The sequence below is a fragment of the Terriglobus aquaticus genome, from assembly GCF_025685415.1.
Lineage (GTDB): Bacteria > Acidobacteriota > Terriglobia > Terriglobales > Acidobacteriaceae > Terriglobus > Terriglobus aquaticus.
Window position 1 is genome coordinate 3,141,046 of sequence record NZ_JAGSYB010000001.1, and the last position, 20,643, is coordinate 3,161,688.

A 20,643-nucleotide genomic window follows, 5' to 3' on the forward strand; every position below is an offset into this window, starting at 1 on the left:
GCGCACCAACTAGCGGCTGGCTTCGGGCGTGACGACGACTTTGACCAGGCCGGCTTCGCGGCTGTGCAGCCGGCGGAACCAGTCGGCAGCGTCTTCGAGTGGAGAGACGGCGCTGATGAGTGGCTCGACGCGGATGGCGCCCGAGGCGAGTTTGGCGATGGCGTCGTCGTACTCGCCGGCCGAGGCGCAGGAGCCCTGCAGGCGGATTTGGCGGGTGACGACGCGCTGCAGCGGCAGCGGGACTTCGGGCTGGATGTTTCCGATGAGCGTGACGGTGCCGCCCTTGCGCGCGCAGTCAACGGCGGCGGTCACGGTCTCGGCCCGGCCTACGGCTTCCAGAACGACATCCACGCCGCGGCCACCGGTGCGGCGAAGGACCTCGGCAATGAGGGCTTCGCCGGTGAGCGCGAGCGTTTCGGGTATGCCGACTTCGCGGGCCATGGCAAGGCGGTCTTCGTCGATGTCGGCGATGAGGACGCTCGCGCAGCCGGCTTCGCGCGCGGCCTGCGCGGTGAGCAGGCCGATCATGCCTGCGCCGATGACCAGGGCGTGTTCGCCGCCTTTTAGGTCGGAGACGCGCACGCCGTGCAGCGCGACGGAGACGGCTTCAAGCAGCGCCGCCTGCTCCATCGGGAAGTCATCGGGCAGGCGGTAGAGGATGCGCGCAGGCACAGCCACGAATTCGGCGAAGGCGCCGTTGCGGCGGTAGTCGCCGCAGGAGACGCCGAGGACTTCGCGGTTGTCGCACAGATTCACTTCGCCGCGCTGGCAGAACTCGCACCGGCCGCAGTAGACGGTGGAGTCGAAGGTGACGCGGTCGCCGGGATGGTAGCCCTTGACGTCCGACCCAACCGCAGTAATGGTCCCTGCGGCCTCGTGGCCCATGACGATGGGCGGGATGCGGCGGCCGCTGGCGCCATCGTAGCCATGCACATCGGACCCGCAGATGCCGCAGGCGGCGACGCGGATGAGCACTTCGTCCGGCGCGACGGTGGGGGTGGGCAGGTCGACGACGTTGAGCTGTTCGTACGCGGAGAGCAGGAGGGCGCGCATGGAGGAGAGTGTACGGTTTTTAGCGAGTCGGCGACTTGAGGGTCGATGTGATTAGTGGCGCATGCCCGCGGCGAGGAAGTGGCCCACGATCCAGGCGAGCAAGGCGAGAGGGATCGCGAGCAGAAGGAACATGCCAAGCATAAGCGCGCCCAGAAAGAGCCAGTCGCTGGCGGCGTGGCGCTTGCGCTGCTGCGCGGTGGGCGGCAGGCGCAGCGGAGTGCCGCTGCTGGTCGGTGGGTAGGAGGCAGCAGTCTCGTGGGCCGCAGAGTTGTTACGCGGCCAGGCGCCGGCGGGTGGGTAGGTGGCGCGCTCGCCCAAGGAGCGCTGCAGAAGGGCGAAGTTGCGGCGGTTGGCCTTCCAGGCGACATCGAAGGCGTCGCCCAGGATCGGGACGGCGCCGATGATGGTCTCGATGGCGACGTTGGCGAGCATGCGCGCCAGGGTGAGGCGCGGAACTCCGCGCAGCCAGGCGGCGAGGATGATGATCCAGGAGGCCATGCCGCCGATCACGTCGCCGATGCCGGGGATGAGACCGATGATGGCATCGAGGCCGAAGCGGATGCGGGTCCCGGGGATGACGAGGAAGTCGTCAAGGACGTGCGAGAGCATGTCGAGGCGCTCATCGCTGAACAGGTCGGCACCGCGCCCGGACCGCGGAGGAATGACCTCGGGCTCGACCTCTCCGGTACGCGCGTTGTAGGTGGGCGGCATCTGCTTGTGTGATGCTACGCCGGGCCAGAGTGAGTGCCAGGCGGGCGGCCTGTTACAATCGATGCTGGCACGGCGGCTGTAGTTCAGGGGTTAGAACGCGGGTCTGTGGCACCCGATGTCGAGGGTTCAAATCCCTCCAGCCGCCCCAACCATCCCATCCCGACAATTGAACGTATGCTCCGAACTCTCGGCTCGGTTCGCATTTGCGTGCGGCTGCAGACCGTACTGGCCAGCCCGGGCCTTGTGCGGCTCGCCCGTATCTGGTCCGGTGAAGTGCTAATTGATCGTCTTCGGCCGCCAGATTCGAAAGCCGTTGGAGCCTTTTGGGTCGGGTGTGTACGCGTCGAGTATGTAGCGCTGGAGCGAACCGTAGGAGAACGGCGCGCGGCGCGCAGGCGGCAGCCACAGGGCGGACTCCACTTCCAACAGGAACTTTGGATCGGCTTCAGCCTGGGGCATGGACGTGCTGAAGGGCACGTCTGGAAGCACGATCGGTTTGCGTGGAGTCTGGTCGAGCTCGCGAATCTTGCGCTGTAACGAGGCTTCGTCGAAGGCGTTGATCAGGCCCATGAAGTAGCCGGTCTCCATGCACGCCTGGGCAGGTGTCTGGCCGGACTGCGGGAACAGAACGGGCGAACGATAGATCTCAGTGCAGGGTGCGGCAAGGCGGATTGCCGGGGCGCTGTCCTGCCCTTGCGTTGCTGGTTGCGCTGCGGCGGTAGTTGCCGTAGCTGCAGGGCTGGCATGCGTGCGATCGCGCCGGCTATGTGTATGGATGGCCTGAGCCACGCGGCTGGGCACAAACTGCACCTGCGAAGCCAGTGTCGGCACGATGGCGGCGCACAGCACGGCGGCGGTCCACATGTGCCGGAGCGTGGAGCGGGTTTGGATCCAAGCGATTCCACAGACCATCGCCGGAGACGCGAACTGCAGGTGTCCGAAGTCGCACCGGCCGAAAGCGGAAGGGATCATGGCCAGGCCGCCAGCCGCGAGCGGAAGGGCGGCAGAAGTGAAGTCGCGCTGGAGGAACTGCTGCAGCGCGGCACACGGGGCTGCCAGGTAGGTGAGCAGGATGAGCAATCCCAGCACGGAAACGGCAAGGGGAAAGGAGTAGGCACCCTTGCTGAAGATCAGCAGCGTGGTGAACATACCGGCGGCACCACACCCCGCAAAGAGGACCGCAGTCGCGACCAGGAAGACGACTGCAGGAGTGCGTTGGAACTGTCCCGGAACCTTCCAAAGCAGGATGGCGAACCAGACGAGCAGGCCCGCGGCCACGCCCACCGCCTGTTCCGGCGCGATCCCCATGGAGAACGCCACGGCCACGATGCCGGTGAGCGCTGTGCGCCAAGAGGATTGATTCCGTTTCCACACGGTGTGCACGGCAAGAATCCAGAACGCGGCGCCCATGGTGCGAAAGGGTGTGTACGCCAGACCTTCATTCCAGAGGTCCAGCGAGCGGAGGAGCAGGAATCCCCAGAAGATGAACTCGCGCCAGCGCTGCTGAAACGGCATCCAACGGACGATGCACCAAATCATCGCGGTTCCGGCGATCCACTCAAACGACCACCAGGCGTAGTACGAGAGGATGGGCCAGTGGGTGATCCGCCACGCGAGCCATGGAACGTACAGGTGCAGAGGGCCGTACGCGTACTCGAAGTCGCGATAGGGTCGCAAGCCGCCGATCAGCATCATGACGCGGTTGATGTTGTAGTAAAACTCGCTGCCGGCGCGGTGCACGGCCGTGTCAAACAGGTCTGCCCACAGCAGGACGACTGTGTACACGAGGGCGATGAGGAGAGAGGCGATGGAGAGCTTGCGATCCCGTAACGTGCCATCGGCCTGGGCGATCTGTCCGCGGGTGAGCCACGCGAAGAGCAGGGCGCCGGCAATAAACAGTAGCGAAGCGGCGCGATTGCTGAACTGGGTGACGTAGGACAGGCTGAGCGACGGAGGAACCGGCACCAAATACGGCAGGAACAAGGTCGCCGAAAGGACGGCGGCAGCAAGCAAGACCTTACCGGCGTTTGAGGTAACCAGGGCTTTCTGACTGAAGTGCATGAGGTGAAGGCAGGATACCGGCTCCGCTCCGAGTCTGGTTGTTAGTGTCGATCCGGTGAGAACGGGTGAGCCTCTGTGCTTTGGTGTGATGGATGAGCGGGTTCGTAGGGTAATGTTGCCGGCGATGAAGTGGGATGGAGAGACGAAGTTGTGAGTGGACGCAAGGGGAGCATCTTTGCCGGGACCAGCGGGTGGGCTTACCCGACGTGGAAGCCGGGGTTTTACCCGAAGGAGGTGCCGGCGCGGCGTTTTCTGGAGCATTACGGCGAGCGGCTGAACTCCGTGGAGGTGAACTACACCTTTCGCAAGCTGCCGGAGCCAGAGCAGATTGCGGAATGGTTGAAGGCCACGCCGAAGGACTTTCGGTACTCGTTCAAAGCGCCGGAGGGGATTACGCATCGCAAGCGGCTGCGGGATTGCGGGCCGGCGGTGGCGGCATTTCTGGATGCTGTTGAGCCCGCGCGCAAAGCGAAGAAGCTGGGGCTGCTCCTGTTTCAACTGCCGCCGAACTTCAAACCGGACCTCGAGCGGCTGGACGCTTTCCTGTCGCTGGAGGAGATGCGGCGAGCGGAGCGGGTGAGTTTGGAGTTCCGCCACGAGGGCTGGTTTACGCCGGAGTGCTTCGCCCTGCTGCGACGGCACAACGCCGCGATGTGCGTGGCGGAGAGTGAGAACCTGCAAACGCCGGAGGTGCACACAGCACGCGGGTTTGCCAGCTTTCGGCTGCGGATGCCTGGCGGGTATTCGCCCGCTGAAGCCGCGAAGCAGGCGGCGCGGTTCGAAGCGCTGGCGGCAAAGGGTCGCGACGTGTACGTGTATTACAAGCACGAGGATGAGCCGACGGGTCCGCTGGCAGCCGAGGCGATGCGGTTGGCGTGCGCCGGCGGCCGGGCGGATGCGACGGGCGAGCCCGTGCCGGCTGCTCCAGCCTTGGACGCGCCGGGAGCAAAGGCGGAGCGTCCTGTTTCCGGGCAGCGGGTAAGCAAGAGCGTCCGTACCGCCGAAAAGGCGAGAGTGGGAAAATAAGAGATCGCTTGATTCGACCTGCCACATTCAAGCCGCGCCGATGGCTCTCGAACGGTCACCTGCAGACCATCGTAGGCAACTTTCTGCGGCGCGTGGACCGGCTGCCCGCGCCTGCGACGGAGTTGGTGGGCGTGCCGCTGCCGCCGGAGATGGCTGCGCTGCCGGAGGCGGTTGCGCTGGATCGCGTGCTGCCGAGCCGGGTGCTGGTGCACTGCCATTGGCAGCCGCTGTCGCGCGGCGGTGAAGCTGCACCGACGGTGATCCTGGTGCACGGGCTGGAGGGCTCGTCGCACTCGCAGTACATCGTCGGCAACGCGAACAAGCTGTGGGTGGCGGGCTGCAATGTGTTGCGGATGAACATGCGCAACTGCGGCTCGACGGATGCTCTGTCGCCTTCGCTGTACCACTCGGGCCTGTCGACGGATGTGACGGCGGTGCTGCGCTGGGCGATTGCACGCGGATGCCGGAGGGTAGTGCTGGCGGGCTACAGCATGGGCGGCAACCTGGTGCTGAAGGCTGCTGGCGAGATGGGTGCGCAAGCTCCGACGGAGCTGTTGGGCGTGGTGGCGGTGTCGCCGCCGATGGATCTGCGCCAGTCGGCGGATGCTCTGCACGAACCGCAGAACCGGGTTTACGAGCGGCGATTCCTGCGCAACCTGCGAGCACGTTACCTGCGCAAGACGCGGCTGTTCCCTGCCGTGTTTTCGCCGGAGCCGTTGCACCGGGTTCGATCGATTCGCGACTTCGATGAGTTTGTGATGGCACCGAAGTGTGGCTTTCTGGGAGCGAACGACTATTACGATCGCGCGGGTGCTTCGCGCGTCGTCAGTCACATCGCCGTGCCGACGTTGATCGTGCACGCCTGCGACGATCCGTTCATCCGGCTTACACCGGGGACGCGGGCGCAGTTGGAAATGCATCCGGAGATCACGCTGATCGAGCCAGCGCATGGCGGGCATTGCGCGTTTCTGGAGGATCCAACGCCGGAGTACGACGGGCGGTGGGCGGAGCGGGCGCTGCTGGAGTTTGTGCTGGCGCGAACGGCGGCGGGCGCACGGGGCCGCGATGCGCAGGATGCGGTGCTGCCGCGTGTGATGGGCGGAGAGGTGCTGACCGGGCAGGAAGAACTTCAGGAGCCAGCGGCGTGTTGATGGAGTGGTCGACCGCCATCGCGGCGGAGGATCCTGTGCTGGTGGTGCCGTGGCAGTCGCCCGACGGTCAGCTGCGTTGGGTGGACCTGCGCGAAGACGACTTCGCGATGGATGAGATTCGTGAGGCGGATGAGCATCCGGCGCTCCTGAGCGCTCTGCGCGCGTTGAACAGTGCGCGATCGCCGGTGTTTACGGCCAAGTGCGATGTGTGGGCGATGGAGGCGGAGGAGCTGGAGGCGACCCGGGACGACCTTCTGCTGGAGCCCGAGCAGGCCGAGGCGGGCGTGGCCTGCTACCTGGATTTGTTGTGGCGCGATCGCGGCATCTTCGCCTCGCGGCACCGCACGGAGCAGGTGCTGCACCGGCTGGACCGCATGATTGAGGAGCTGCCGGGATCGCTGGCCAAGGCGGAGGCGGTCGTGCGGCCGGCGGTGGTTGAGCTGGAGGGCGCGGTGGCCGAGGGCTACTGCCTGTCGCTGTATGTGAAAGGTGTGGGCGTGGATGCGACGGAGGCGGATGAGCGCTGGTCCGCGGCGCTCCGCGAGGTGGTTGCGCTGTTTCGCCGCAGTGAGTTGCTGGCCCTGTAGCGGCCCGGGCGAGAGCAGGCCGCAGGAGCGGTGCGTAAGCCGGGCGGACGATGCCGGCATCGAATCTGGGAGACAGTTCTGGCCCGCGACGATGTAGGCTGGACGCACGTGGACCGGTAGCTCAGCCGGATAGAGCATCTGCCTTCTAAGCAGAGGGTCGCAGGTTCGAGTCCTGCCCGGTTCACCACAAGCCAAAGCACTTTTGCACTACACGTGCGTGCACTGATCGCATTGCTTCTCGAGGGCGCTCTCGCAGGAGTGAGTCCGAAGCTCTCGCCGAGACATGGCCCCGAAGGCACTCACGCTGGCATACCCGCATTCGTCTGCCTGTTGCTGTGAGAGGATGGCTCGCATGAGATGGGCAACGACCTTCCGAATCATCGCGGCACTTTGCTCGGCCGCCGTGTTGGCGCCGCTCTACGCGCAGGACAACACACTTGCCCCGCGACAAGTCCCCGCCAAGACCCTGCCTGTTCCTACCGACGTTAGCCCTGAGATGCAGAAGCTCATCGCTGCCCCTTTGCGCCAGGATTGGGACGCCAAGTGGAAGACCGGGGAAGACTGGCGCAGGGTAGCAGACGCAGCGGCGGCCAAGAGCATCCTGGCCCTTCCTGCCATGCGCGAGCGCCTGCACGTATCGGTAAAGCCGGACATCATCGACGGCGTTCGCGTCTTCATCGTCACGCCCGACGTAATCCCTCCCGAGCACCGCGACAAGCTGCTGGTCCATGTGCATGGCGGCTGCTACGTACTCTCGCCCGGCGAGGCTGGAACGTCAGAGGCAATCCTCATGGCCGGACTCGGCCATTTCAAGGTCATCTCGGTTGACTACCGCATGCCTCCCGAAGCGTATTTCCCCGGCGCGCTCGACGACGCTATGACGGTATACAAGGCCGCGATCAAGACAACAGCGCCGAACGATCTCGGCGTCCTCGGCACCTCTGCCGGCGGCGCGCTCGTGTTGGAGATGATGCTGCGCGCCAAGGCCGCGGGTCTGCCCATCCCCGGCGCTATTTCGTCCGGAACTCCAATGTCCGACGTGACCAAGACCGGCGACTCGTTCTACACCAACGAAATGGTGGACAACGTCCTCGTCTCGCGCGATGGCTTCTGCGATGCGGCGACAAAGGTCTATGCCAACGGCCACGATCTGAAAGATCCTTTGCTCTCTCCGGTCTACGGCGATATGCACGGCTTCCCGCCGACCATCCTGACGACCGGCACGCGCGACCTCTTGCTGAGCAACACCGTGCGTGTGCATCGCAAGCTGCGCCAGTCGGGCGTGGAGGCTGAGCTCGAAGTCTTCGAGGGCCAGTCGCATGCGGATTACGGCCGCGACGATCGCATTCCCGAAACGAGAGAAGCGTTTGGAGAGATCACAGCATTCTTCGACAAGCACCTCGGTCACTAATGGCTCGATTAGCCTCGCCTATTTCAACTCGGCGAGGACAGCGTGACCGCGTAGATCTTTCGTCGTGGTGAACGGCCGTTCTGGGAAGCTGGCTCAGCACCGAGCACTGTCCGAAAACCATCCCGGGAGCCGCAGACATCCAACAGCTTTATGAACAGGCTTGCGACGACTTCACTGCTCCTTGCAATACCGCTCTTCATCAACGGATGCCAATCGTCCCAGCGGCCCCAGCCGGCACCAGTCGCCAGCAACAATCAGAGACCCGTCAACGACCGTGCCTATGACGACCGGTATCAGAGTGAGTCGCACCACCGTCATCATCACGGCGGGCAGAGTGTCGCCTCGAATGACGATTGGAGCAGCTACGACCGCCCGGAGACAAGCGATACGCCGCTCGAAGACGCCGCAAGAAGCGGCGTTGCCCAGGGTGGGCGGTCCCGAAGTCATCACAACCGCCGCGCGCTCACTGCCGCGCCCGGCCAGTTCGACTTCTACGTGCTGAACCTTTCGTGGTCGCCGGAGTTCTGTAGCGGGCATCCGAGCGCAGCAGAGTGCGCTCAGCACCGTGCGTTCACGCTGCACGGTTTGTGGCCCCAGAACAACGACGGAACCTATCCCGAAGACTGCAGCGAAGCTCCCGGCCCTGCAAGTCCATCGCAGTATGCCGACATCTATCCCGATGCTTCGCTGCTGCAGCATGAGTGGCAAACGCACGGCACCTGTTCGGGTCTGAGCGCGGATCAGTTCTTCACGCTCGCACGCCGTGCCGACCAATCCGTCCAGATCCCATCACGATTGGCGCACCTTACCCAGACCATCAGCCTGGCGCCATCGCAGATCATCACTCTGTTCACACAAGCCAACTCCTCGTTTCCTGCAAACAGCCTGGCCCTGACCTGCGGCAATAACTTTCTGACCGCTGTCGAGGTCTGCATGGACAAGAACCTGAAGCCGGAGGCCTGCTCTGCCGTAAAGAGCTGCGGAGCGACCCAGGTCCGCATCCCCCCACCGCAATAGCGCGCATGGATGCTGGCGAGAAGTACGCAGAGACTACTGACCTTCGCAGTTGTTGGCTTGGGGTCAGTCATCTGAACGACGTTGTAATCAGGGAAAGGATTGCTGACGAAGAGCGCCCTGCTCTCGAAAGCGACTCTCTGAGATCCGTTGCTTTCGGCCCGAGATGACTGCCGAGGCAAGAAACATCGATGAGCTCAAGAGACTGTGCTGGCGCAGGCAAACGCGATTTCTGAGCTCGTGTTTTCACGGAACGCTTGTAGCGAGTGCCCTTTCCACTTGCGGTTTCGCAGTAAAGCGGGGAGACTCAGCCACATGCCCCGCTACAAGGCGTTCTTTCTTCTGGCCCTCATCTCATTTCTTTTGCCTGCCTTGAGCCGGGGCGCAGCTTCCACCACGCGGACAGACACGTTTGATCTAGAGGCGGACCGCCTGCCCCTCACTTCTCTCAACGGCCCCTGGCGCTTTCACCCGGGCGACAACCCCGCTTGGGCTCAGCCCAACTTCGACGACCACGACTGGCACGCACTGAAGGCCAGCCAAGATTGGCCGTCCCAGGGCTACACCGAGCAGAACGGCTTCGCCTGGTTCCGCTTTCGGCTTCTCGTGCCTGCCGGCACTCCCTCGCTTCTCCTCCAACTTCCTCTTATCGACAGGAACTTTCAGCTCTTCGCGAACGGCAAACTCATTGCCCAGGTTGGCAACCTTCCGCCTCAACCATCTCCCGCGGTCGTTCCTACTCCTCATCTCTTCACCGTCCCGCTTGAACCCTCAGCCGGTCCGCATACGGTGACGATTGCTCTCCGCATGTATTTTCCGCCCATGTTCGTGGGGGTCATGCAGAACATGCTTCGCGGTGGTGTGTACGCGGGAGAAGCTTCCGCGATCAAACGCCAGTTTGCCCTGACAAAGGCCAACACACTACTCGCTCATGGCGGGGAGTACACCCTTGACGTTGTAGTCGCGGTGGTGGCAATCGCCAGCCTGATCCTTTACTGGTTCGATCGCCGCCGCCAAGGCTTCTATCTTTGGCTCGTCTGCTTCGCCGCAGCACAGGTGCTTGGGCTGCCCCTATATCAGGCAGAGCGGCATTGGGCCATCAACTATGCACACTCCGTCCTCTACAGTGCCGTCCTGGACTTCGCCGGGTCCGCAGCAGTCATATTCCTCGTTGTAGACCTGCTCAATTTGCCGCGCTCTCGTGCGCTCGTTCCAACTATCTGCATGTTGCTTGCGGAGATCTCAGCTCTCCAACTCGTCTTTTTCCATACGCCCCTTGTTTGGGCTGACTCGCTTTACTTTCTGTTTGTAACCGCCATGTACGCCTTCGTTGCCATCATGCTCTTTCGAGCTTGGCGCGCTGGCAACATTGACGCTGGTGTTCTGCTTCTTGGCTATGGCTTCTCCGCTATCATCAGCTTTCTCATCGGTCTCAGCCGCTTCCTGGTCGACCTCAACGTGCCACACGCCGAGGTCATCAATCCGTTTCGGGTGAACATCATCGACCAGCCGTTCGCTGTCACTTGGGACGAGACAGGCAATATGATCTTCACGCTTTGCATGCTGGGCGTGCTCGCTCACCGCTTCGTGCGCACCAGCCGCGAACGCGAGCGCTATGCCTCCGCGCTACAGGCCGCCCACGAGGTTCAATACCAACTCGTGCCCTCCAATGCGCTCACCCTTGGCGGCTTCAGCACCGAGGTCGCCTATATCGCCGCGGAAGAGGTCGGCGGCGACTTCTGCCAGGTGCTTCCCCGCGCGGATGGCTCACTCCTCATTGCTCTCGGCGATGTCAGCGGCAAGGGGCTTCGCGCCGCCATGCTCGGCACGCTTTGTGTCGGCGCCCTGCGCTCCGTTGCCGAAGAAGAGATCGGTCCCGCCGCAGCGCTCGAGCGGCTCAATCGAGCCATCCTTCGCACCGAATACGCCGGATTCGTCACCTGTCTCTGTGCCCTCATCTCTCCATCTGGCGTAGTCAGCCTGGCCAATGCAGGCCACCTTTCTCCATACCTGGACGGGATCGAACTCTCCGTCGAAGCGGGCCTCCCGCTCGGCATTGTGAATGACCCTGCCTACGCGGAGCAGACCTTCTCGCTTCCAGAAGGAAGCCGCCTGACCATCCTCTCCGACGGCGTTGTCGAGGCCCGCTCCGCCTCCGGAGAACTTTTCGGCTTCGACCGTACAAAGCACATCAGCCAGCAGACCGCTGCCGAAATCGCCGCGAAAGCCCAGCTATACGGTCCTCAGCAGGACGACATAACCGTGCTCACTCTGGACTGGAATCTCGCCTCTCTGCTTCAGTCGCGTCCGCTCGCCGTAGCCGGAGCGTGATCGTGATAGATCCTGCTTCCAACCGGCTCGTCCAGACACAAAGGTTGGGCTAACGAGACTAGCCGTCCATCGAAATTCCCTTGGTGAGGTACAACAGTGCAACCCAAGCAACAGCGAAGACGACTTTTGTGGCATTGCACGGGTCAGCACCTCTGAAGAGAATTCAGGTTGCAGGGACGTAGGGGAAAAGTGAACGAGCAAGCTCACATTCTGATCACCGGCCGCGATCCTGACCTCCTCGAGACGCGGAGCCTCGTGCTTCAGACCGCCGGTCATCGCGTCTCGACGACGCTGGAACCGATCGCCACTTTTGCCCCGCTCGAGAGCGTGCAACTGCTGATTGTTTGCCACACCCTGGAAGCAAGCGAACGGCAGAGCGATCTGGAAGCGCTCGGGATAGCTTCGCCCAACGCAAGAGCCCTGTGCGTAGCCCCCTACTCAGGAGACATGGGCGACATTGCGACGTTCAACTCGTACGAGGGACCGCGTGAAATGATGCGTGTCGTCAATCGGCTGCTTTGTGCAGGCGCAAACTAGGGAAGTCTCTGGTTGACGACGTGCATCGTACTGAGTCACGACGGTGAACGGGGTAGGGCAAGTTGGGCACGCAGAGAGCAGATTTTCCGGAGATGGCCCGTGAGGCTGCGGATCAGCGGATCACGGCTGGTCAGTTGGCTCTGGAGATCATGCATGAGATCCGGAATCCACTTGAGACGCTTGGCCACCTCTGCTACTTAGCGGAACACGAGGCGGAGAACCCAGCCCAGGTACGGAACTACATGGCGATGGCGGAAGAACAGCTCCGCACCCTTGGCCGCATCGCCAGCCAGACACTCAGCTTTGCCAAGCTCTCGCAGGAAAGCAGGCCCATCGACCTGGTCACGCTGGCCGAGGCAGCACTGCGGATTCACCAGCGGACCGTAGAAGCAAGACGCATCCACCTTGTGCGCAAACTACCGAGAGAACTGACCGCCAGCATCCAGGCGTCGCGCATCCTTCAGGTTCTATCCAACCTGATCGGAAATGCTCTTGAGGCGATGCCCGACGAGGGGCAGCTCACCTTTCGCATCCGAAAGTGCTCGGGCTGCGTGGAATTCGTTGTGGCGGACAACGGTTCAGGCATCGCGCCCGAGGCGATGGAGAAGCTCTTCCGGCCATTTTTCACCACCAAGGAAACCGGAGGTAACGGGCTCGGCCTGTCGCTCTCGAAGCGCATCGTGGAAGATCACGGCGGCAAGATCTCAGTGCGCAGCAGCGTTCATCCTCGCCGCCACGGTTCAGTTTTCAAGGTTCGACTGCCGCATTAGCGGACTTGTCATTTCCGCGTCAAGCCAGTTCTGGATCGGCATCCGGGGCAATGACGCTCTACACACTCGAGCGCAAGGTAGAGCTCGCAACTCATCGTCAGTATATTGCCGCACTTCCGCGACGAAGCCGACTTGTCGTTACCTGTTGTCCAACGCACGATTGTAGGCATTCAGAAGCCCCGCTCCCACGGCGTACATGCCTTCAAGGTGTGCAAGCGTATGGCGCACATAGGGTAGAACTGCCGAGGCCGCTGAGGGTGGAAGGTCCAGCGTTGAAGTCTGTGTTGCCGGGGCAAACGACTGCAGTTCGAGGTAGTCGTTCAATGCCTGCTCAGCCGTCGTCTGGAGCAGATCCTGCTCTTTGTAAGCAGCAGCGAAGCGCTCCACCTCCTGCTGAGGCATCAGGCTGAGCGTGCCTGTCGACGTTGCGGTGTTCCAGGCGGCGTTTGCCAAAGTTCCTTCGTGGAAAGACAGATCGATGTTTCCTGGGTCTGCAGGCCGGTTCTCGCTTCGGGCTTGAACGTAGGCCAGGGTCCTACGAATGTTCTCGATCTCCAGCTTCAATCCAGCCGCAGCAGCCATTGCGTCACTACGATTCTGCGCAAGTTCGTGGCGAATGCTCTCTTCGGCTTCTACGCGCTGATGGTGATGGTGGATTGCTTCCACGCCGTTTTCCAGGCCAAGAGCTATGAGCAGCCCACACGTAATCGTGAACAAGTGCAAGAAGAAATCTTTTGTGCCGCTGATCCGATGCTCTGGTGCGTGAACGTCCAACATGGCGACTCCCGGAATGGGACTAATAGGGCCTATTGTCTCGCACGGGCCTCGCCCAAAGCGAAAAGTTGTGAGATGCCGTTGTGGAAGTCCCACACCGAACCTTGTAAGTTGGCTTCCAGATCGGATAACTTCCGAGAAGCTGATTTCTCGGGACTAATCTCTGACAGTTTCCCGTCTTCAAACAGATTGGACTTCTTACTTAGGTAGTTCGGAGAGAGGCAGGTCTACCTGAGTCGTTTTATCCCACCGGAACCAGCGTAGCCCTGTATCCGTGGCGTCGATCTCCGATACCTGACAGGCTGATGTCGGCGCAAACTCAAAGCCTTCGTCTTGTTCGCCCGTCCAGAAGCTCCCACGCGACATAGTGATCATGTCCGGGAAGCTGAGATGGAATTTCCATGGACCGATAAGCACTTGATTGTGCCCCTTCGTGTGAACGTACACGCCATGGACACCTACCGTCTCCCCGATGTAGACGTCTCCGGTCTTGTGGGCTACGCCTCTTGCTGTCACCGAGGCTCCCTGGTTCGGCAGAAAAAACGACTCGTAGGTGGCCCGGCCTTCGGCGCGATTCGCTCCCGGAGTCAGACTGGTGAGCCGGATCCCACCTAGCTGTGTTCCGTTCCGCACCAATAGGAATGCTCCCACTGGCATCGTCACGGTACCGACGCTAACGCGAAACTGCGTCGCATCTGCACTCAAACGCTTGTCTTGTGGGCAGCGATCCACTCGGGTCTGTCCATAAGCAGACGCGCAAATCGTCGTGGCAAGCAACCCCGCTAGAAGCGGCATTGCATATGGCATAAAGCACATCATCTCAGCTCCCGCAAAGTCGGATCATCCGAAACTTTGAGAAAAGATAACGATAGACGCCGTTATGGTGACTTGGGCGTATCACTTTCGAAAGGCGGCAGAAGCGGTACAGACGCGTCCTTATACTCGCATCGTGATTACCGCTCAGATCTCGATGGAGTTCAGCCCATCCGCGATTGGTCATCGTTCCATTCGGAATTCGCCCGCGTTTTCGGATTTCCTGCGTTCTACGGGAAGAACATGAACGCGTGGATCGACTGCATGACGTCCCTCGACCAGCCTGACGACGGCATGTCAACAGTTCATTGCGCACCTGGTTCTGTCCTGACGCTGCAAATGATCAACGCGGGCGACTTCGCTTCGCGCTGCCCTGAACAATATGAAGCCCTGGTTCAATGTGCAACATTTGTGAATGCTAGGCGTCTTGAGCTGGGAGAAGAGCCTGTCCTCGCTCTCGATTTCAAGTCCTGAGTCCCGCCCGGGGCTCATTTGGCTAAACAATCGCCCGTCACCCGGCGCGACTCGACAGTGCGAATCTGCCCCTGCTACGCCCAGCTTCTGCTTCTTCACTTCGCAAGTGAGTCGTCCTCAGCGCGCGAATATTGCCGGCCCTTAGGCTCCGACGAGAGGCGCTGTTTTGCCGTAGCGGTGAGCCGATGCGCTTATCTCATGCGATTCGCCGCATAAACGTTCTACCCTCTTCGCAAGCGCAACAGCGCTTAGGAGAGCACCATGCGCACTTTCGTGAAGTCAGTTTTTGTAGCAGTTGTCCTCGTTGGCGGAACCCTGAATGCCTCAGCCACGGTCAGTGGTTCGGACCCGCGGCCGGCCGTCGCACGAGCTCAGACCGTCTCAGGTTCGGATCCGCGCCCCGCTGCAGTAAAACCGGTCGGTGTTTTGGACGTGATCCTCTCATTCTTTGGCGTTTCACCGCGGTAGAGAGACAATAGCGCGAGATTGGAGGACCAAGCAGAGTGCCCCTCTCGCTCGTCGACAAACTGCTGTGGATGTTCGGCTTCTGCGAGACCACAGCCCTGCTGTTTGTTCTGGTCTATAAGCGTCGAGCGCGATCTGTGCCGTGGTTTACGGCATTTATCGCGTTCGGCGTTCTCCGTACGATCCTGCTTTTCGCTACTTACCAAATCTTCGGCCGTCACCACGAATACTTCCTGGCCTATTGGGGAGCTGCGGCGGTGGATCTCGCACTGCAGGTCGCCGTTGTCTACGAGGTCGCCCGGGCCATCTTCGAACGAAGTGGGGCGTGGGTGCCAATGGCCCGCCGGCGCTTCTTTACGATTGCGACTTTGGCGCCGCTCGTCGCTCTTTGCCTGGCTTTGACGATGCAGCCTGCTGCGCGTTCGGCACTCGATGCCTGGGACGCGCGGGCCGACCTGTTCCTGACGACCGTGATCTGTGTCTTGTGCGGGGCCGTGACCACAGTATCCAGGCAGCTCGGCCTCGGCTGGCGCACCCGGATCATCCGGTTCATGTGGGGCCTGATTGTCTGGACACTCAGCGCCTTCTTCACCGGCTCACTGCATGCCTATTGGCGGACAGTCGATCAGTTCGGCAAGCTGGAGAACGCGGTAGTCGTGGTGTATCAACTAGTTACGCTCTATTGGTGTGTGGTTTTCTGGCTGCCGGAACCGGACAGGCGCAGGGATCCCTATTCTTTAAATAAAGACTTGGAAGAAGTCCGGCAACGAGTACACTTAGGCGGTCGTCCCACACTGTGATTCTCCGGGAGTCTGGATGCTGTTCTTTTGCCTCGCTCTGGCTGTTTCCCTTGCGTTCGCGATACCGCAACTGGCGTTCATGGTGCGCCGACGCAAGCTACTGCAACGTGACTGGAAGGATGTGGTTGCAAGCATCGAACCAGTCAATCTGGGCGGCATCAAAGCCATCGCAGAGATGTACCTGAGCCCGACCAAGGATCAGCTCCGCATTGAACCGCCGGTCATGTGGGAGCTGCTGGGCGGCATCGCGGGAGTTCGGAAGCTCTCAAAAAATGCCGACGCAATCCTCGAGCTTTGCGTCCTTGCAGAACAATGGGATCACAATGGGAAGCTGATTTCCGAGTTGATTCGCGCCGACATTGTTGATCTAAAGAGAGCCCTCGCCAGAATCGAACTGGCGACCCTGCATGGGTACGCGGACGCGCGTGGCCACTTCGCCTTGATGCAGATCGCGTCGGCCTACAACCTCATGCGGTTACGCCTGCTTGGCCAGTACGAGAAGTCGCACGTCGCGCGGCTTCAAACGCTGCATGGTCGGCTTGGTGCGTAGCAGGCGAGCTTAGTAGCTATTCTTTATAGCTACGGAAGTGCTTGCTGCGCTCGATGCCGCGCGATTCCGCAGATAGGATGTCAGACGCGCGGACTTCTACGCGAGAGACGATGACCGTTGTCTAGTCCGGTGGTCGAGTCTGCGTGCAGGCTCATTCCCGAGGTTTGCCAATGAGTCGTGCGCGACTGCGTTGACGTGTTCGGAGCAAAGAGTTAGATCGTCCGATTGGCAGCTAGATCCCTTAGCCCATCAAGAATGCGATCAGCCATGACTCGTTTGCTTGAGAGCGCAAGTAGAGTCTCTTGTTGGCGCGTAAGAAAGTAGCCGGCGTTCTGATCAGCATCGAAGCCGCGATCCGCTGCGGAAACGTCATTGGCAACGATCGCATCGACGCCTTTTTCCCTCAGCTTACGCCGGCCCTCTTCCAATACATCGCGAGTTTGCGCGGCAAAGCCAATCACAAGTGTTCCGGGTGAGCGCTGCGCGACCACATGATGCAGGATGTCATCATTCCGTACGAGCTCTAACGTCAGGACCTCACTCTTACTTATTTTGTGAGCCGCTCGATGTGCCGGCCGGAAGTCGGCCACCGCCGCCGCCATGATGACGGCAGTGACGCTCCTAAGTCGGGTAAGTACGGCGGACTGCATCTCTGCGGCAGTCGAGACAGGTACGATCTCACATCCGGGTGCGGAAAGGTGGCTGGCCGTAGTTACCAGGACGACCCTCGCACCTCGCGCCAGCGCCGCCTCTGCCAGTGCGTGGCCCATCTTTCCACTGGAGCGATTTCCCAAGAAGCGGACCGGGTCGATCGGCTCCCGCGTGCCTCCAGCGGTGATTAGGATGTGTTCCTCAGAAAGGTCACGCGACTTTTCCAATGCTGCCGTGAGAGCATCCACGATCACATTGGTTTCGGCAAGACGGCCCTCGCCGACGACACCGCAGGCCAGCAAACCTTCTGCCGGCGCGATCACCTGTGCGCCTCTCGCTTGCAGGGTACGCATGTTCGCCTGCGTTGCAGGGTGGTTCCACATGTGCACATTCATTGCCGGAGCAAGGAACAGCGGTGCGCGTGTTGCAAGGGCAATGGTCGAAATGGGATCGTCAGCCATTCCGTTGGCTAAACGCGCTAAGGTGTTTGCTGTAGCCGGGGCGACAACAAGAGCCTGAATCTCCTGCGCGATGCGGGTATGGTCGATCGTGAACCGGTCGTCAGATCCGTCGCCCTTAGCAGCTTCTGCTTCCTGCCAGATGGACGTGAGCACGGGATGACCACTGAGCGCTGCAAAGGTGAGCGGCGTGATGAAGTGCTGTGCTCCCTGTGTCATAGCGATTTGCACATCAAACCCTCGCCGACCGAGATCACGCATGAGCTCAACCGCCTTGTACGCTGCTATGCCACCACTCACTCCTAACAGAATCTTCATCTGACGATTCCGCGGGGAGCCTGCAGCACGACATTGTCAATCAGGCGAGTTGTTCCGACCCACGCAGCAACAGCGACAAGCGTCTCTGCGTTCAGGTGCTCTACGGGTAAGAGCGTCGTGGGGTCTACCAGTTCTGCATAATCCAGGCGTACACCCGGTGCAGCGGCCAGATACGCGTGCCACTTAGAACGCACGGTTGCGACGGATGAAGAATCCTGCATTACCGCCAGTTCCATCATGTCTAGCGAAGCTCGCAATGCAAGCGCCTGCTGCCGCTCTTCCGGGCTCAAGTATCGATTCCGCGAGCTCATCGCCAGGCCGTCTTCCTCACGTACTGTGGGGCATACAGACATTTGCACCGGAAAGTCGAGAGCACGAATCATCGCACGAAGGACTGCGACCTGCGCGGCATCCTTCTGACCGAAGAACGCGTGGTCTGGCCCGACAATGTGGAACAGCTTGGCGACTACCGTGGCCACGCCCCGGAAGTGACCCGGGCGAGATGCACCATCCAGGCGTGAACCGATTGCACTCACTTCCACGAAGGCCTCTGTCCCGTTTGGGTACAACTCCTTCGCACTTGGTGCGAAGACGAGGTCGACTCCCTCCCGTTGCAGCAGGTCCAGGTCTGCCTCCCATGTTCGTGGGTAAGACTCAAGGTCCTCGCCGGGCGCAAATTGCAGCGGATTGACAAAGATAGAAACCGCGACATGCCTGCACGTTTCGCGCGCAGCCCGCACCAGGGAACGATGCCCCGCGTGCAGTGCTCCCATGGTCGGAACCAGCCCTAGCTCCGCACCATTGCTTCTTAAGCCGAGGCAGGCACTTCGCATTTCAGAAATGGAATGGATGATCTGCATGGATCTAGAGCGAGGTCAGCACGTCGACCGGAACACCGGATGGCATGTGATAGCTTTCGGAGTCCGCCGGGAAAGTACCGTTTTCCACCGCCACCCGAAACTCCTCCAGTCCGGCACGCAAAAGTGTCCGCGCCGGAGAGAAGACCCGCACAAACTTTGGCGACGGACGGAAGCTCAAATCTGCCAGATCCTGAAACACCAGGATCTGGCCGTCGCAGTCAGGCCCCGCTCCGATTCCGATGGTGGGGATGCGAAGGCGAGCAGTGATACTTGCCGCGACCTCTCGCGGAATTCCTTCAAGAACCACTGCGACTGCGCCGGCTTCTTGTAGCGCCAGGGCATCTTCACGAAGTGCCAGGGCAGCAGCATGCGATCGTCCCTGCACACGATACCCACCGGTACGCAACACAGATTGAGGCGTGAGTCCGATGTGGCCGAAAACTGGAATCTGCGCTGCCGTCAGGGCTCGCACGTTTTCCACCTGATCCATGCCGCCCTCCACCTTCACTGCTTCCGCCCCTGCTTCCTTGAGAAGCCGGATTCCATTGCGAAGCGTGTCTTCGGTGGAGACGTGATAACTGCCGAACGGCATGTCTACGACGAGCAACGCGCGCCTGACGCCACGACGGACTGCGCGCGCATGGTGCAGCATGTCCTCGATGGTGACGCTCAGTGTGTCCTCGTAGCCGAGCACTACCATTCCGAGGGAGTCGCCGACCAAGATGCAATCGATGCCTGCTTCGTCGATCAGGCGAGCAGTCCCGTAGTCATAGGCGGTCAGAGCCGTGATCCGGTGTCCGCTCTCTTTCCGTGCGATCAGGCTTGGTGGCGTGACCTTCTTCGCAGCAAGGCTGCGAAGCTCCCCGTCGAGAGGTGTAACTAAACTCATTCCATCTCCAGTGCCGCTCCACGCCAGCGTGGATGCAACCCGATGCCCACAGTATACGGGCGACCTGTTTTCGCAGAGGAGCACCTGGAACCGGGCCGGCGCAGCATCGCCTCTTGGGTGTGTCGGCAGAAGGCGCAACGCGCACAATTGGCTTTGACCGGCGTTTCACTTGCATGTAGTCTGCACACGGCTCAGTTCGTCCCAGCCTTCCCGCCAATACAGACATTCCTTCCCCCGAGGCCACCGTCGATGCGCGCGATCTGTCGTACTTTCCCCCTTCTTCTCTCCGTAGCTTTTCCGATCCTTGCCAAGGCAGTCACGATCCGGGTGCAGGATCCGAACTACAGCAACGTCACCATGCCCACCTCGTTCTATTTCGGATCGTGCGCGGGTTATTTGAATAGCGGTAGTCCCATCAACAGCGACGGGTGCTTCGCCGGCCAGAATGAGACCGGATCTCCGATCACTTCGCTGACGCTGTCCTTTGGTACAAACGATGCCTTGGATGCGGCCGGTGGCGCCGCGGCGGCGATCGGCCGGGGCGACCTGTTTACGAGCGCCAGCACGTCGGCTACGACGGATCCCGTTTTCTACACCCTCACGTTCAGCGGCGGTGGGATCGGCAACAATGTCTTCTTCATCGTGACCGAAGACGGTCTGGACCCGTCGGCCTTTCCGCAGGTTTCACTCACCTATACCAATGCGACACCGGAGCCGTCGTCGCTCGTGCTGTTCGCCACCAGCCTGTTGGGTTTCGGATGGATGTACCGCCGCTATAGCCTGGCATAAGCTTGGAGACACATCTTCTTTCCCGCCCCTAGCAGGTGGGGCGGGTAGGAACTCCTGATGACTTGCATCTCCCGTTTGGTCCTGGCTCTCTTGTTGCTACAGGGCACTCTTGTTGGAGCACAAGCGCCCGGGACCGCACCTGCAACGAAC

The 20,643-nt window shown here is 61.3% G+C and carries 19 protein-coding genes and 2 tRNA genes; 14 read left to right on the forward strand and 7 right to left on the reverse strand.

Annotation, left to right across the window (positions count from 1 at the left end):
* Nucleotides 1–9 precede the first annotated feature (9 nt).
* Nucleotides 10–1,053 (reverse strand): galactitol-1-phosphate 5-dehydrogenase, encoded by a 1,044-nt coding sequence (locus tag OHL12_RS13060; RefSeq protein WP_263414257.1) that lies wholly within the window; start codon nt 1,051–1,053, stop codon nt 10–12.
* 51 nt (nt 1,054–1,104) lie between these two features.
* Nucleotides 1,105–1,764, reverse strand: coding sequence for a DUF4112 domain-containing protein (locus OHL12_RS13065; RefSeq protein WP_263414258.1), 660 nt, complete (start codon nt 1,762–1,764; stop codon nt 1,105–1,107).
* A 72-nt stretch (nt 1,765–1,836) separates the two neighbouring features.
* Between OHL12_RS13065 and OHL12_RS13070 the strand changes: the two genes are divergently transcribed.
* A tRNA-His gene (locus tag OHL12_RS13070) sits at nt 1,837–1,912 on the forward strand.
* A gap of 128 nt (nt 1,913–2,040) precedes the next feature.
* On the opposite strand, the gene OHL12_RS13075 is transcribed toward OHL12_RS13070, so the two are convergent.
* Entirely contained in the window at nt 2,041–3,825 is a 1,785-nt protein-coding gene (locus tag OHL12_RS13075; protein ID WP_263414259.1) for a hypothetical protein, read from the reverse strand.
* Nucleotides 3,826–3,975: 150 nt separating this feature from the next.
* Between OHL12_RS13075 and OHL12_RS13080 the strand changes: the two genes are divergently transcribed.
* From OHL12_RS13080 to OHL12_RS13120, 9 genes are all read left to right on the forward strand, one after another.
* On the forward strand, nt 3,976–4,851 hold the full coding sequence (locus tag OHL12_RS13080; protein ID WP_263414260.1) for a DUF72 domain-containing protein: 876 nt from the start codon (nt 3,976–3,978) through the stop codon (nt 4,849–4,851).
* An 8-nt stretch (nt 4,852–4,859) separates the two neighbouring features.
* The gene (locus OHL12_RS13085) at nt 4,860–6,002 is read left to right on the forward strand and encodes a YheT family hydrolase (RefSeq protein ID WP_263414261.1); all 1,143 of its coding nucleotides are present in this window, start codon (nt 4,860–4,862) and stop codon (nt 6,000–6,002) included.
* Nucleotides 6,002–6,589 (forward strand): hypothetical protein, encoded by a 588-nt coding sequence (locus OHL12_RS13090; RefSeq protein ID WP_263415133.1) that lies wholly within the window; start codon nt 6,002–6,004, stop codon nt 6,587–6,589. Before OHL12_RS13085 ends, OHL12_RS13090 begins: the two co-directional genes overlap by 1 nt.
* 110 nt (nt 6,590–6,699) lie before the next feature.
* Nucleotides 6,700–6,776 (forward strand) — tRNA-Arg (locus OHL12_RS13095).
* A 165-nt stretch (nt 6,777–6,941) separates the two neighbouring features.
* A complete protein-coding gene (locus tag OHL12_RS13100) occupies nt 6,942–8,000 on the forward strand; it encodes an alpha/beta hydrolase (protein WP_263414262.1) in 1,059 nt (352 codons plus the stop codon).
* Between the two features lie 150 nt (nt 8,001–8,150).
* Nucleotides 8,151–9,017 (forward strand): ribonuclease T2, encoded by an 867-nt coding sequence (locus tag OHL12_RS13105; protein ID WP_263414263.1) that lies wholly within the window; start codon nt 8,151–8,153, stop codon nt 9,015–9,017.
* Between the two features lie 312 nt (nt 9,018–9,329).
* Nucleotides 9,330–11,345, forward strand: a complete 2,016-nt coding sequence (locus tag OHL12_RS13110; protein WP_263414264.1) for a PP2C family protein-serine/threonine phosphatase — start codon at nt 9,330–9,332, stop codon at nt 11,343–11,345.
* A gap of 189 nt (nt 11,346–11,534) precedes the next feature.
* Nucleotides 11,535–11,882 (forward strand): hypothetical protein, encoded by a 348-nt coding sequence (locus tag OHL12_RS13115; RefSeq protein ID WP_263414265.1) that lies wholly within the window; start codon nt 11,535–11,537, stop codon nt 11,880–11,882.
* Nucleotides 11,883–11,974: 92 nt separating this feature from the next.
* The gene (locus OHL12_RS13120; RefSeq protein ID WP_263414266.1) at nt 11,975–12,652 is read left to right on the forward strand and encodes a sensor histidine kinase; all 678 of its coding nucleotides are present in this window, start codon (nt 11,975–11,977) and stop codon (nt 12,650–12,652) included.
* Between the two features lie 138 nt (nt 12,653–12,790).
* Here the strand turns inward: OHL12_RS13120 and OHL12_RS13125 are convergent, their stop codons facing one another.
* The gene (locus tag OHL12_RS13125; protein WP_263414267.1) at nt 12,791–13,429 is read right to left on the reverse strand and encodes a hypothetical protein; all 639 of its coding nucleotides are present in this window, start codon (nt 13,427–13,429) and stop codon (nt 12,791–12,793) included.
* Nucleotides 13,430–14,314: 885 nt separating this feature from the next.
* Here OHL12_RS13125 and OHL12_RS13130 point away from each other — a divergent pair.
* The 3 genes from OHL12_RS13130 to OHL12_RS13140 all read left to right on the forward strand — a co-directional run bounded on the left by OHL12_RS13130 (nt 14,315) and on the right by OHL12_RS13140 (nt 16,528).
* Nucleotides 14,315–14,713 (forward strand): barstar family protein, encoded by a 399-nt coding sequence (locus OHL12_RS13130; RefSeq protein ID WP_263414268.1) that lies wholly within the window; start codon nt 14,315–14,317, stop codon nt 14,711–14,713.
* Between the two features lie 503 nt (nt 14,714–15,216).
* Nucleotides 15,217–15,978: a hypothetical protein gene (locus OHL12_RS13135; protein WP_263414269.1), complete on the forward strand. Its 762-nt coding sequence runs from the start codon at nt 15,217–15,219 to the stop codon at nt 15,976–15,978.
* Nucleotides 15,979–15,994: 16 nt separating this feature from the next.
* Nucleotides 15,995–16,528, forward strand: coding sequence for a hypothetical protein (locus OHL12_RS13140; protein WP_263414270.1), 534 nt, complete (start codon nt 15,995–15,997; stop codon nt 16,526–16,528).
* Between the two features lie 212 nt (nt 16,529–16,740).
* On the opposite strand, the gene coaBC is transcribed toward OHL12_RS13140, so the two are convergent.
* The 3 genes from coaBC to panB are packed head-to-tail and all read right to left on the reverse strand — an operon-like array spanning nt 16,741 to nt 19,788.
* On the reverse strand, nt 16,741–17,955 hold the full coding sequence (gene coaBC / locus OHL12_RS13145; protein WP_263414271.1) for a bifunctional phosphopantothenoylcysteine decarboxylase/phosphopantothenate--cysteine ligase CoaBC: 1,215 nt from the start codon (nt 17,953–17,955) through the stop codon (nt 16,741–16,743).
* Nucleotides 17,952–18,815, reverse strand: a complete 864-nt coding sequence (gene panC / locus OHL12_RS13150) for a pantoate--beta-alanine ligase (RefSeq protein ID WP_263414272.1) — start codon at nt 18,813–18,815, stop codon at nt 17,952–17,954. Before panC ends, coaBC begins: the two co-directional genes overlap by 4 nt.
* Before the next feature lie 4 nt (nt 18,816–18,819).
* Nucleotides 18,820–19,788, reverse strand: coding sequence for a 3-methyl-2-oxobutanoate hydroxymethyltransferase (gene panB / locus OHL12_RS13155; protein ID WP_263414273.1), 969 nt, complete (start codon nt 19,786–19,788; stop codon nt 18,820–18,822).
* Nucleotides 19,789–19,953: 165 nt separating this feature from the next.
* On the opposite strand from panB, the gene OHL12_RS13160 reads away from it, so the two are divergent.
* A complete protein-coding gene (locus OHL12_RS13160) occupies nt 19,954–20,493 on the forward strand; it encodes a PEP-CTERM sorting domain-containing protein (protein WP_263414274.1) in 540 nt (179 codons plus the stop codon).
* Nucleotides 20,494–20,643: the final 150 nt, after the last annotated feature.